At 57.6% G+C, this 12,797-nt stretch carries 10 protein-coding genes; 9 read left to right on the top strand and 1 reads right to left on the bottom strand.

Annotated elements, in window-relative coordinates; genetic code table 11:
• Window positions 1-71: 71 nt before the first annotated feature.
• From RW092_RS23190 to RW092_RS23150, 9 genes are all read left to right on the top strand, one after another.
• Window positions 72-893 carry an ABC transporter ATP-binding protein gene (locus tag RW092_RS23190; RefSeq protein ID WP_316011405.1) on the top strand — a complete coding sequence of 274 codons (822 nt, stop codon included), beginning with the start codon at window positions 72-74 and terminating at the stop codon, window positions 891-893.
• Window positions 862-1,641 (top strand): IucA/IucC family C-terminal-domain containing protein, encoded by a 780-nt coding sequence (locus RW092_RS23185; protein ID WP_260069709.1) that lies wholly within the window; start codon window positions 862-864, stop codon window positions 1,639-1,641. The genes RW092_RS23190 and RW092_RS23185 overlap by 32 nt, the downstream gene beginning before the upstream one ends.
• A gap of 280 nt (window positions 1,642-1,921) precedes the next feature.
• A complete protein-coding gene (locus RW092_RS23180) occupies window positions 1,922-2,938 on the top strand; it encodes an ATP-grasp domain-containing protein (protein ID WP_316011404.1) in 1,017 nt (338 codons plus the stop codon).
• A gap of 28 nt (window positions 2,939-2,966) precedes the next feature.
• Window positions 2,967-4,340, top strand: a complete 1,374-nt coding sequence (locus tag RW092_RS23175; RefSeq protein ID WP_316011403.1) for a diaminobutyrate--2-oxoglutarate transaminase — start codon at window positions 2,967-2,969, stop codon at window positions 4,338-4,340.
• Window positions 4,341-4,393: 53 nt separating this feature from the next.
• Window positions 4,394-6,130: an IucA/IucC family protein gene (locus RW092_RS23170; protein ID WP_316011402.1), complete on the top strand. Its 1,737-nt coding sequence runs from the start codon at window positions 4,394-4,396 to the stop codon at window positions 6,128-6,130.
• A complete protein-coding gene (locus RW092_RS23165; RefSeq protein ID WP_316011401.1) occupies window positions 6,105-7,886 on the top strand; it encodes an IucA/IucC family protein in 1,782 nt (593 codons plus the stop codon). Before RW092_RS23170 ends, RW092_RS23165 begins: the two co-directional genes overlap by 26 nt.
• Complete coding sequence (locus tag RW092_RS23160) at window positions 7,883-8,659, top strand: HpcH/HpaI aldolase family protein (RefSeq protein WP_016313398.1); 777 nt, start codon at window positions 7,883-7,885, stop codon at window positions 8,657-8,659. Before RW092_RS23165 ends, RW092_RS23160 begins: the two co-directional genes overlap by 4 nt.
• The gene (locus RW092_RS23155; protein WP_316011400.1) at window positions 8,656-9,891 is read left to right on the top strand and encodes a type III PLP-dependent enzyme; all 1,236 of its coding nucleotides are present in this window, start codon (window positions 8,656-8,658) and stop codon (window positions 9,889-9,891) included. Before RW092_RS23160 ends, RW092_RS23155 begins: the two co-directional genes overlap by 4 nt.
• Complete coding sequence (locus RW092_RS23150; protein WP_316011399.1) at window positions 9,872-11,746, top strand: IucA/IucC family protein; 1,875 nt, start codon at window positions 9,872-9,874, stop codon at window positions 11,744-11,746. Before RW092_RS23155 ends, RW092_RS23150 begins: the two co-directional genes overlap by 20 nt.
• Window positions 11,747-11,797: 51 nt before the next feature.
• On the opposite strand, the gene RW092_RS23145 is transcribed toward RW092_RS23150, so the two are convergent.
• Window positions 11,798-12,628 (bottom strand): methyltransferase domain-containing protein, encoded by an 831-nt coding sequence (locus RW092_RS23145; RefSeq protein WP_316011398.1) that lies wholly within the window; start codon window positions 12,626-12,628, stop codon window positions 11,798-11,800.
• Window positions 12,629-12,797: the final 169 nt, after the last annotated feature.

The following is a 12,797-nucleotide window of genomic DNA, read 5'->3' as shown; positions in this document are numbered from 1 at the left end:
GGAGTGGGCGCGCCTTTCTTCTTGTACTTGCTGTTTAAGAACAGAAACCAATTTTGAATAGGGGGAGAACCGTGAGTATTTTGGAAGCGAAAGACCTTACTATCTCCTATGGAGCGGAGCCTGTGATCGAAAATTTGAACTTGACGATACCGAAAGGCCAAATCTCGGTCCTGATCGGCAGCAACGGCTGCGGTAAGTCCACGCTGCTGCGCACCATTGCGCGCCTGCAGAAGCCCCGTTCGGGCACGGTGCTGCTGAGCGGGGAAGAGATCGCCAAGCTGCCGAGCAAGGAAATCGCCAAGCGGATGTCCATTTTGCCGCAAGGTCCTTCCTCCCCGGAAGGCTTGACGGTGAGCCAACTCGTCAGGCAGGGAAGATACCCGCACCAGAGCTGGCTGAAGCAATGGTCGCGTGAGGATGAACGGATGGTTCGCCTGGCGCTTCAGTCCACGCGCCTGACGGAACTCGCGGACCGACCGGTGGACGCGCTGTCGGGAGGGCAGCGCCAACGCGCCTGGATCGCCATGACGCTCGCCCAGGGAGCGGAAACGTTGCTGCTCGACGAACCGACGACCTACCTCGATATGAGCCATCAGATCGAAATCCTCGATTTGCTGTTCGAATTAAACGAGAAGGAGCGTCGCACGATTGTGATGGTTCTGCACGATCTGAATTTGGCCTGCCGCTACGCCCATCATATCGTCGCGGTCCACGGAGGGTCCATTTACGCCCAGGGACGGCCAGAGGAGATCGTGACCCGCGAGATGGTCCGCACCGTCTTTCGGATGGACTGCGAAATTGCTGTCGATCCGCTGTTTGGCACACCGCTGTGCATTCCACATGGAAGGGGCAGGAATGTTCATGAAGAACAACGCTATGGCCACCTGGCTTGAGCCGGAGGAATTTCAGGTGCTGTCCGACGAGTACCGCTTAACCCGAGAGCCTTCCGCCGACCGGACGTTCTCCATTCCGTTTACCGACCTTTTAAATCCGGAGAGAAGCGAGGCTTATTTTCGCGGCGTAAGCGGCATTTTCGAGACCGACTCGCAGTCGGCGGCCGTCTCGCTTTTCGCCAAGCGGTATGCCTTTCTCGTTATCGCTTCCAATTTATACGCGATGTCTTGCTTCAATAAGGGATTGAACCTGGAACTGGAGAACGGCTGGATCGAGTCGTGCTATCAGGGGCAGGCCTGGCTGCCCAAGGCGCGGCTGAAAGACTGGCAGGCCAGCGAGCCGCAAGCGGATCAGCGCAGCGAATGGCGCGATCTGATCCTTGAACGGATGTTTGCCGGTAATCTGTCCCGGGTATGGAACGGCGTTTCCAAAACGGCGCGGATCTCCAAAGCGCTGTTATGGGAAAACACGGCCATTTATGTCTATTGGTTGTATGAGAAAAAATTTGCGGAAGGAGCGGGGCCCGAGCAACAGCGGCGGATGAAAGAGGATTATCATTATTTGCTTCACGACGCGCCGCCCCGCCTGTTCGGCGAATCCCGCAATCCGCTCAAGCGGTTCGACAGTCCGAAAGTGTTCAGGGACGGTTACGACAAACCGCTAAGAGTGCGTAAAACCTGCTGCCTTTATTATTTGACGTCGGATGAGCCGGGCGATTACTGTTCGACGTGCCCCAAACGGACTTAATACGCCTTCTCCATCAAAGATAACCGCTACATCACTGCCACGCCGACGATATCGGTACCCGCTTAGAATCCCCTTGTCAGAATATGAATATCGGCTTTCCTGCCGCGATATCAAAAAGCATGTTCTGCCGTTTCCGCGCCGTCGGTCTAGCGCAACCCGCATGGCCGATGGCTTTCGCTTCCGTGATTATCATTATCATCAAAACAATCCGACGGGCTTTCACAAACCCTCCTTAAGTCAACAAAGGCAAAGCTCGCCGGATAGGAAGGAGGGGTTATCATTGACGTATCCGACCGGGAGCCGAAATGCGCTTAACCGGCTGCTGATCAACAAAGCCAGAGAAATGGGCATCGGCTGCCGGCTGCTCCTTGCGGGGTGCGAGGATTTTTTGGAGCTGAGCTATCAGGGCAGGAGCATCGTGATCAACAAAACGAGATCGCATCGGCTGTCCTTGATTGCCGGGCTGCTGGCCAAGAATAAAGAGGCTACAAATTTGCTGCTCTCGCAACGGGGGCTTCCCGTGCCGCCTTATATGGTCGTTTCGGAAACGGGGGCGGAAGCGGTCCGGTTCCTGCAAACTCATTTGTCCGTTGCGGTCAAGCCGCTCGACGCAAGCGGCAGCGCCGGCGTCACGTTGGACGTCCGGACCGTGCCGCAGCTTGAAACGGCTATCCAAAGGGCGGGAAGCTATGGCGGTAAGGTTATGCTCCAGCGGTTTGTGCCGGGGGCGGATTATCGCGTCCTGGTGATCAACTACCGCATCGCGGCGGTCACCGAGTATCGCCCTGCCTTTGTGACCGGCGACGGCGCTTCATCGCTCAGGGAGCTGATCCGACGTCTGAACGAGACCCGAACCCGCCAAAGCGAGATCGGCGAGATCGAGGCGTTTGCCGAAATCAAAACCGATTCGGTGCGCTTGCTGGCGGCGCTGGACCAGCAAGGCGTGGCGCTAGACGATATCGTTCCGGCGGGATGTCTGGTAAAGCTGCAAGATATTCGCAACGCTCCGGCCGGGGAAATCAGCGAAATTTATGCCGACCGCACGGATTTGATCTGTCCGGCTAACGCGGCTATGGCCGTTGAAGCCGCCAAGGCGCTGCAGATTGACGTCGCCGGCATCGATATTCGCTGCCCGGATATCGCCGTTCCTGTCACCGAGGCGTCCGGCGGCATCCTGGAAGTCAATGCGCTGCCCGACATGATCCACCATGTTGTTCCGTATGAGGGCGCTTCGCGCGATGTCATCCGCATCTATTTGGAATACCTGTTTGAAGAGGCGCTTACTTGGAATCGATAGACGAGAATAAAAGGAGCGTAGGCCCGATATGTCAGCTAAGGTCCGCAATGTACAAAACGAATATTTAAGGCGGCAGGAAGCAAAAGAGTCCAATGCCCGCACGTATCCCCGGCATTTTCCGCTGGTTATCAGCAGCGCGAAGGGCATCACGGTGACGGATACGGAAGGCCGGACGTACTATGACTGCCTGGCCGGCGCCGGCACGCTGGCGCTGGGGCATAATCATGAAGTGGCGCTGGAGGCGATCCGCAGCGCGCTTGAGCGGCAAATCCCGCTGCACACCCTCGATCTCGCCACTCCGCTCAAGGTGGATTTTATGGAGGAAGTGTTCTCGTTATTGCCCGAGGAATTAAAGGATCGCAGCAAAATCCAATTTTGCGGCCCGACCGGGGCCGACGCGGTAGAAGCGGCGATTAAGCTGGTCAAACATGCAACCAAAGGCAAATCCGTGCTTGCCTTCCATGGCGGCTATCACGGTTCGACGCAGGCGGCCATGGCGCTAAGCGGCAATCTGGATAAGAAGCAGCATTTGCAGAGCCTGCTGCCGGATGTGCATTTTCTGCCTTTTCCTTATGAATACCGCTGTCCGTTCGGGATGGGCGGAGGGATGACCGCGAAGCTGAGCGCACGGTATATCGAAAACTTGCTCGACGACTGCGAAAGCGGCATCGCCGCGCCTTGCGGCGTTATCGTGGAGACGGTGCAGGGCGAGGGAGGAGCGATTCCCGCCGATCTGGAATGGCTGCGGGAGCTAAGACGCATTACGGCCGAACGAAACTTGCCGCTGATCATCGACGAGGTGCAGACGGGGATCGGCCGCACGGGGCGGATGTTTTCGTTCGAGCATGCCGGGATCGTCCCGGATGTCATCGTCTGCTCCAAAGCGATCGGCGGCGGCCTGCCCATGTCCCTGGTGATCTACAAAGAGGAGCTGGATGTGTGGCAGCCGGGCGCGCATACCGGAACCTTCCGCGGCAACCAGCTTGCCATGGCCGCGGGATTGGCGACGCTTCGCTATATCCGGGAGCATGACGTGCTCCTTAACGTGCAAAAACGCGGCGAGCAGTTCATGGCAAGGCTTGGCACCTTGAAAGAAAAATACGCGGCGATCGGCGACGTTCGCGGCCGCGGGCTGATGATCGGGGTGGAAATGGTCGACACCGCCGGCCCGAAGGACCGTCTCGGCCACTATCCGCCGCATGGAGAACTGGCTGCAGCCATCCAACGAAGCTGCTTTCAAAACGGCTTGATCGTGGAGGTTGGCGGCCGCCGCTCCGCCGTTATCCGCTTTCTTCCTCCGCTTACGATCACCGAGCGGGAGACGGAGGAAGTGCTGGACATCTTCGAGCGGTCGGTAGCGGAGGCTTTGGCCTCAGCCGACGTAGCGTCCGCTCCATGCTGAGCGCGGTTAATATGTGAAGCAGTTGGACTATTTTATTTTTCCAGGAAAGAAGGTTGGCATCATTGTTGGGGACGGAAAGCAAGCTTCGGCTGGAAAGCCTGAAGCAAGCGAACGAGCATACGTGCAAGCTGTTGCTGAACTGTTATATCCGCGAGCTGGGACGCGAAAGACGCAGGCACATCGATCTGAATGCCCGAACGCTGGACTATGCCGTAGTATTTCCGGCAAGCGGGGTTACCGTTTTCGGCAAGCTTGCTTATTATTCCGCCGCAGGAGAGCATGAATATCACAGTATGCGCTGGCTCGGCGGGAGTGAGGAAGGCGCCGTCGGGTACGAAGAGCTGGTGCGCTGGATCGTCGGCGAGCTTACGGAGAACGAAGGCCCGTTAACGGGCGGGCTATGGATTACGGCGGAGAAGAAACGCAGCTTTGTGGAACAAGTCGGAAATAGCTGCCGCAATCTGGCGTTATTTATCGAACGGGCGGCAGAGCATGGCGTGTTCGACTACCGTTCGTCGGAGCAGGCGCTGATTTACGGGCATCCGTTTCATCCTTTTCCCAAGAACATGTCCGGATTTACCGAGCGGGATGTGCTGCTTTACAGTCCGGAGCTGCGCTCCTCGTTCCGGCTAAGCTATTTTGCCGTAAGGAGGGATGTGTACCGGGAGGAATGGGTGTCAAAGGGCGGAAAAGTGCCGCCGTATGAAAGCGTGCAGGACCATCTGCGGCACGTCCTTGGCGGCCAAAGCGGCGAATACGCCCCGCTGCCTGTACATCCTTGGCAATACCGGCACGTGCTGGGCCTCGCCAAGGTTCGCGAATATATCCGCGACGGGAAATTGATCCCCTTAGGCAGCCTGGGTCCGCTCGCTTATCCGACCACTTCGGTGCGCACGGTCTATATCCCCGAGATGAACTGCAACATCAAGCTGCCTTTGAATATGCAAATTACCAATTTGGTCCGCACCAACAGCGGCGAGCAAATGCGCAGAACGCTAGATGCTTCCCGCTATTTGCTGCGGCGGGGCGGATTCGGCCCGGACTCGCCTGCGGGTATCGCTTACGAAACGGGCATTGGCACGTGCCGCTTCGAGGAGGAGGAGCTGACCCGGCAGTTTACGGTTGTCTACCGTCCGATCGAGTTCGATCCATCTTGCACCTATGTGCTGGCCAGCCTGGTGGAAGCGCCGCGGCCGGGAAAACCGTCGCGCCTCATGACGCTGCTCGGCGGCGATGTTCCCATCGAGCGCTGGTTTGAGCGCTATCTGGAGCTGTCGATGCTGCCGATCGTGCGCCTCGCCGGGGAGCAAGGCATTCATTTCGAGGCCCATCTGCAGAACACGCTGCTCACCGTGCAAGGCGGCATGCCGGCCGCCTTCATCATCCGCGATCTGGAAGGCGTCAGCGTCGAAATCGACAAGGCGCATGCGAACGAGGAGGAGGCTCCGTCCCCGCCCGGTCCCCTGTTCTATCCGAGGGAAGAGGCTTGGAAGAGGACGGGGTATTATTTTTTCGTAAACCATTTGGGCTTGCTCATTCATTCCATAGCTCGGGACGTGAACGCTTCGGAAGAGCAGTTCTGGGGAATCGCCCGCGACATGCTAATGCGAGAATACGCTAGAAGCGCTAATCCTTTCGCCAAGCATTTGCTGACGGCCGAAACGTTTCGGGCCAAGCGGAATATGCTGAGCTGTCTTGCGGGTAACGGCGAAACGCCGTCTTATGTGGAAGTGAACAATTTGCTTAGAAGAGAGGGTGAGCCATGTGGAGACTACGATCCGTTTGCCTGACCACAAACCGGCGGGCTATGCCGACGTGCAGGAGAGAATGATGCGCCAGACGCTTGAGGCGTTATGGTTCGAAGGCATCCTGGACTACGCGAAAAACGGGGGGATTTGGCGCACGCACGGCATCGGCGCGGACGGACAGCCGGTCGTGTATACCTGCGAGGCGGAGGAGAAATATTCGTTCGGCCGGGTGAAAATCGCCAAGGGCTCCATCCGAAGAGCAGGGGAGCCCTGCGCCGATCTGCATCTATTTCTGGAGGAGCTGGTGCTTAACCGCCTGCAGGGAGAGCGGATCGGCTCGTTTGTCCGCGAACTGCTGGAAACGCTGGCCAAGGACAGCCAGTGCAGGGCCGTGCTGCCGGAGCGCATCCCGGACGGCGACAAGCACTACGATGCGCTGGAAAGCCATATGACAGACGGGCATCCTTACCACCCCAGCTACAAGTCCAGAATCGGCTTTACGCTGAAGGACAATTTGGCGTACGGTCCCGAATTCAATCAGCCCATCCGCCTGTTCTGGGTCGCCGTCAAACGGGAGCTGACCGATACGGCGCTGGCTGCGGGCTCTACGGCGGAAGATTTGTACCGGCCGCATTTGACGGAACAAGATATGGACCGGTTCGGCCGGATTTTGCGGGAAGAGGGCGACGGAAGCTCGTATACGTTCATCCCCGTCCATCCCTGGCAGTGGGAGCATCGGCTGGAATCCGTCTTCACCCGCCAGCGGCAAAGCCGCGAGCTTATTCCGCTCGGGTTGTCAGACGGCGTATACCGGGCGCAGCAATCGATCCGCACGCTGTCGCACAGAGAGCACCCGCAGGCTCCCTATCTCAAATTGTCGCTTGGCATCACCAACACCTCGACCGGCCGCATTTTGGCGCACCATACGACGCAAAACGCCCCGTTGATCAGCGACTGGCTGGATGGCCTGATTCGCGAGGACGAGCTGCTGCAGCGTGAGCGATTCGGCATCCTTAAAGAAATTATGGGCGTGTCCTTCCGGTACGATAGGCTGCCCGCGGTTCAGTACGGCAGTGCCTACGGCTCGCTCGGAGCGATCTGGCGGGAGAACGTATCTGTTCATTTGCGGGACAAAGAGGAGGCTTGGCCGCTAAACGCGCTGACGCTGGTGCAACAAAACGGCGTGCCTTTCATCCAAGACGCCGTTCGGCGGCACGGGATCGGAACCTGGAGCGAAGCGCTCGTCCGAACGCTGACGCTGCCGATGATCCATCTGCTGTATGCGCACGGCATCGCCTTGGAATCTCACGCGCAGAACATCATTCTCGTGCTGAAGGACGGGCTGCCGAAACGGATCATCGTCAAGGATCTGCACGACGGGGTGCGTTTTGTCCCGGGCAGGATGCGGCATCCGAAGCGGGCGCCGAAGCTGCATCCCGAGCCGGAAGCGCACCGCAAATTCAACCGGTATTCGTTCATCCACGCCGAGACGATGCCCGAGGTGCGGGATTATGTGTATGACGCGTTCTTTTTCATCTGCATGAGCGAGATCGCCTGGACCCTGGAGACGTTCGGGCTTGCGGAGCGGAAGTTCTGGAGCCTGTGCGCGGCGGTCATCTTGGAATACCAGCGGCAATATCCCGAGTATGGGGAAAGTTTTCAAGGCTATGACCTGTTTAGCACCGACGCGTTGGTGGAGGAGATGACCAAGCGGAGGCTGAACGGCGACGGCGAGCTGTATTTCCGCAAACCGCTCAACCCGCTGCGGCTGGTGAGGGAGAGTCTGGCGGCGTTATGAGACCCAATGCGCTTAAGCTGAAAATAAACCGTAAACAGCCGGTGTTCGGCCTGTTCGTCTCCATTCCGCATCCCGTGATCGTGGAAATGATCGGCCATGCCGAATACGATTTTGTCATTATCGATTGCGAGCACGCTTCTACGAACATGGAAAGCGTCGAGGAGCTGATCCGCGCCGCCGAATTGATGGGCGTGACTCCGCTGGTCCGCGTTTCGGGTGTGAACCGCTCCGAAATCTTGAAGGTGCTGGACTGCGGAGCGCAGGGTATCGTCATCCCTCATGTCGAGCGGCGGGAGCAGGTCGAGGAAGCCGTCCGCTGGGCGTATTACCACCCGCTTGGAAGCCGCAGTCTCAATAGCGGCCGGCCGGGCGCGTTCGCCAAATATTCGCTGACGGAGTATATCCGGGAGGCCAACGAAGCGGTCATGGTGGTGCCGATGATCGAAAACATGGAAGGTATTAGGCAATGCGAGGACATTTTAGCCCATCCGCAGATCGGGTTTGTGCTGGAAGGCGCGGCGGACCTGTCGCAATCCCTCGGCTTGCCGTGGCAAACCGGGCATCCGGAGGTGCGGCGGGAGTTGGAGCGGCTGCATGCGGCCGCGCAGCGTCTCGGGGTTCCGTACGCCGCGGTTGCGAGAAGCAGGGAGGAAATGCGGATGTGGGCGGAGCGCGGGGTGCGCATTTATGTGCTGGGAGATGACCGAAATACGGCGTTTCGCGCCTATATGCAAAAGCGAAACGACTACCGGGATATGGGAGATTGGACATGAAAGCATACGTGCGGGAAGCGATCAACAGGCTGCAAGCGGAAAGCCGGGAGCCGTTTTGCGCTTATCTGTATGACCTGGACGGCATTCGCGCGCATGTGCGAAGGATGCGGCGGTATATGCCGGAACGGACGGGGCTGTTTTACGCGATTAAAGCCAACCCGGACCGGCGCATTATCGAAGCGCTGCTGCCGCTGATCGACGGATTTGAGGTAGCCTCCGCCGGCGAGCTGCTCAAGGTCAGGGAGGTGAGCGGCAGCGTTCCGGTTCTGTTTGGCGGCCCCGGCAAAATGGAAGCGGAGCTGGAGGCGGCCATCCGGCATAATGTTTCCTATATTCATGTGGAAAGCCTGCTGGAGCTGAGAAGGCTGATCCGGCTTACACAAGGGCGGAGCGAGCCGGTCCGGATTTTGCTGCGCATGAACCTGAGAACGAGCGCGTTGCCGCAGACCCAAATTACGATGGGCGGCCGTCCGACCCCCTTCGGGCTGGACGAGGAGCTGCTTGATGAAGCGATCGCCGTTATACGGGAAGAAGGGCGGGGCGCGGTTAGGTTATGCGGCTTTCATTTTCACTCGCTCTCGAACAACTTGCGGGCGGAGCTGCATGCCGAAATGATCGAGCTGTATTTGCGAAAAGCGGAAGAGTGGATGGAACGCTACCGTCTGGACATTGAGATCGTCAACGCGGGAGGCGGCTTTGGCGTCCCTTACGATGACGCTCCGGCGTTCGACTGGGCCTTGTTCACTTCCCTGATCGCACGAAGCGAAGCTAGAAAAAGGCTAGCCAGAGTTCAGTTGTGGTTCGAGCCGGGCCGGTTTCTCGTAGCAGACCACGGTTATTACGCCGCGGAGGTGATCGATATCAAGCCTTCGCATGATCGGCATTTTGCTGTGCTGAGGGGAGGGACCCACCACAACCGGCTGCCCGCTTCCTGGGGGCATAATCATCCGTTTGCTATCTTGCCGGCGGAGCGTTGGGCGTATCCTTTCGCCAGGCCAGAGATCAGGCGGGGCAAGGTGACGCTGGTCGGCGAGCTTTGCACGCCCAAGGACCGGCTGCATGCGGATGCCGAAGTCGAGCTGCTGCGCGTCGGCGACATCGTTGTGTTCGAGAAGTCGGGCGCTTATTGCTGGACGATCTCGCACCACGATTTTTTGGGGCACCCGCACCCGAAATTTTATTATTTAGCGGAAGGAAATGATCATGCAACCCATGCGAACATGGACAATTGAATCAGGACGGCAGGCGGCGGAGTTACGGATTACCGGCGATTTGATGAACGCCTTTTTGACGGAGCGGTTTTTCCGGCTGGATGAGGGGACTTTCGGGACGCTGTCGGCCGCGCCCGAGCAGATCCGGCGGTTATACAGCGGCTATGGCGGTAATGGAGCGATTCGCATTTTTGCCGGGGAAATCGCGTTTTTGGTTGAAGACAGCCCCAGGCTTGGCGTTCAGTGGGTGCAGGATTCTCCGATTTTTAAACGCGCGTCCGACGGAAGCTGGGCTTTCATCAACTCTCCGGCGGAGCTGGCGAAAACGGTGCTGCGTGCGGTGTTGTCGGAGGAAGCCTACAGCCATCCGGGGGTTGCAGACTTTTTGACCGGCGTGGAGGTGGCGGCCCGGCAGCTTGCGTTGAGCCTGAGCCCGGAATGCGCGGAGGGGTTGCTGGCGTTTGCTCCGTCCTCGGCTTACGAGTGGTTTATCAAAGGAGAACGAATCGCTGCGCTGCGCGATCGCCCGTTCCATCCGTCGGCCAAAGCGAAAATCGGGTTTACCGAGCAGGACTGCCTGAAGTATTCGGCGGAGTTCGGGGAGCCGATCCGCCTGCGCTGGGTAGCGGTGCGCGCCGATTCGGTCGTACGGGGGTGCCCGGAAGGGCCGTTGTCCTGCCTGGATCTGCTTGCGGCTGAGCAGCGGGCCGCCGTGGAGGACGAGATGCAGCGGCGGGGGCTTAGGCCGGACGAATACGTGCCTCTGCCTGTGCACCCGTGGCAGCTTCAGCAGGTGATTTTGCCCCGCTTTATCCGGGAAATCGAGGAGGGGACGATCGTGGTGCTGAATGCGGAGGCTGGTGAATTTCTAGCCACCTCCTCCTTGCGTTTTCTTGCTCCACCATCCATCGTGGAGGTGGGGAGCGGAGCGGACGTTAACGCTGTGGCCGCTGTGGCGATGCTCAAGCTGCCGGTCAGCGTGCTGTCGCTGGGCGCCGCCCGCTATTTGCCGGTCGTGAAGCTGCTGAACGGCTTGGCCGGGGAGAAGCTGCTGCGTCAGGCCATAGCTTGCGACGACACACTGCCGGGCCGGGTTTTCCTATGCGAGGAGCGGCACTGGTGGGGATACATGCCGGCATCGATGGGGCTGTTCGACGACCATCCGCGCCATTTGGCCGCCCAGCTTCGCCTATACCCGCCGAAGCTTTTTGAGGCGGAACTGATTCCGATGTCCGCGCTTGGCGTCCATTTGGGAGGCCGGCATATTTTGTCTGAAATCCTGGGCAAGGAGCTTTCCCGCGAAGAGGTGTTCAGCTTCTATAGCGACCTTGCGCACCTGTTCTATGACGTGGTGATGCGGCTGTTCAAGATCGGAATCGTCCCGGAAATTCACGGGCAGAACTGCTGCCTGGTTCTGGAGCGCAATCAAGTGAAGGGGCTGCTGCTCCGCGACCACGATTCGGTGCGCCTGCATCAGCCATATCTCGATAAGCACGGCATCGGCGATCCCGGGTACCGCATACGGCCCGGCTATTCCAACAGCCTGTACAACGAGACGATTCACAAGCTGATTTTTTACGTCCAATCGCTGGGGACGCAGGTCAATCTGGCTTCGATCATGGAAGCTTTGTCCTGCGCGTACGATCTGCCGGAGTCCCGGTTGTGGACGATCACGGAGCAGGCCTGGAAAGAAGCGCTGCAAGGGGCTGGGCTGCCGGAAAGCGACCGCGCCGAGCTATACCGGGCGATCTTCGAGAGCGGAGAGTGGCCGGTGAAGCTGGTCGTTCGACCGCTGCTGGAAGCGGACGGGGTGCCCGGTGCGATGCCGTCGGGAAAAGGAACCGGGCATAATCCTTTCCTTAGAGGACGGTTGTAGGAACAAAGTTTTTAGACTGCAAGGAAGTAATTTTCTTGCAGTCTTTTTTTGTTAGTCTAGTGAGCTGATCTTCTGGGCAATTAATTTCGTCATGGCATGTTTGTGGGGAATCCCTGAGGAATGGCAGTCGAATACAACTTCTGAGCTGTATTTGATCAGCCAATTGTGGTAGTGGGAGAGCAGTTCACCCGAGTACCACTTGTAGGCGTTGGGCTCTTTCTCAGGGGGCGGGGCGATAAACGGTTTATGGACAAACACGTTCAAGACGTGCAGGCCGTTTTCGTTCGTAAATTGTTTATAGTTTTCAAAGATATCTTTACGATACTCCGGTTTGATATATTGCAGCACCCCACTGGAAAAGATGATGTCGTAATGCGTATCTAAACGGTAATCTAAAATGTCTGCTTTAAACACATTTACGCGAACGCCGGCTTGCTCGGCAAGTTTTCTTGTTTTCTCAATTCCGGCATCCGAGACATCAAAGGCTGTGACATCATATCCATTTCGTGCAAAGAAAACCGCATCTTTCCCTTCGCCGCACCCCACATCCAGCAATTTCAAATGCTTCGTTGGCGGCATAAGCTGAAGAACCTGATAACAGGCTGAATTCGGCACAGTCCCCCAATAATATTCTTGGGTTTTATACGCATCCTCATAAATCGTAATCCGTCTATCTTGCGAGGCATAGCCCAGAAGTTTATCGATGCTGACTTCCAGGGTTTTGGATAACAGAGGTAAGAGCGAAATGTCCGGCATTGTCTGGGCATTTTCCCATTTGGATATGGCTTGAAAAGAAACCCCGAGGATTTGCGCCAGTTCTTCTTGCGTCAGCCTCTTTTCTTTGCGGTAGATACTTATGTTTCTCGCCAATTGTTCCTTCATGCTTGTATTCACGCTCCTTCATGTATCCCCATTGTAGGGGGCGCGCCTTGGAATGAACAATAACTTCCTATTTGAATTTTTCACAGATTCAACTACCAGTTGAGAAGAAATAAGCCTGAATTTCGAAAGTAATCTCTTCTGAAAAAAATAAAAAGTGCTCCAAATCTTT

This window comes from Paenibacillus sp. 3LSP (genome assembly GCF_032465655.1).
Taxonomy (GTDB): domain Bacteria; phylum Bacillota; class Bacilli; order Paenibacillales; family Paenibacillaceae; genus Fontibacillus; species Fontibacillus barengoltzii.
The sequence above is the reverse complement of the archived record's forward strand: the minus strand, read 5'-3'. Positions and strand labels throughout refer to the sequence as shown.

Bases quoted from the DNA above. Each gene is read 5' to 3' on its own strand.
- RW092_RS23185 (WP_260069709.1), top strand. From the start codon at position 862: ATGAAGAACAACGCTATGGCCACCTGGCTTGAGCCGGAGGAATTTCAG.
- RW092_RS23175 (WP_316011403.1), top strand. From the start codon at position 2,967: ATGTCAGCTAAGGTCCGCAATGTACAAAACGAATATTTAAGGCGGCAG.
- RW092_RS23160 (WP_016313398.1), top strand. From the start codon at position 7,883: ATGAGACCCAATGCGCTTAAGCTGAAAATAAACCGTAAACAGCCGGTG.
- RW092_RS23155 (WP_316011400.1), top strand. From the start codon at position 8,656: ATGAAAGCATACGTGCGGGAAGCGATCAACAGGCTGCAAGCGGAAAGC.
- RW092_RS23150 (WP_316011399.1), top strand. From the start codon at position 9,872: ATGCGAACATGGACAATTGAATCAGGACGGCAGGCGGCGGAGTTACGG.
- RW092_RS23145 (WP_316011398.1), bottom strand. From the start codon at position 12,628: ATGAAGGAACAATTGGCGAGAAACATAAGTATCTACCGCAAAGAAAAG.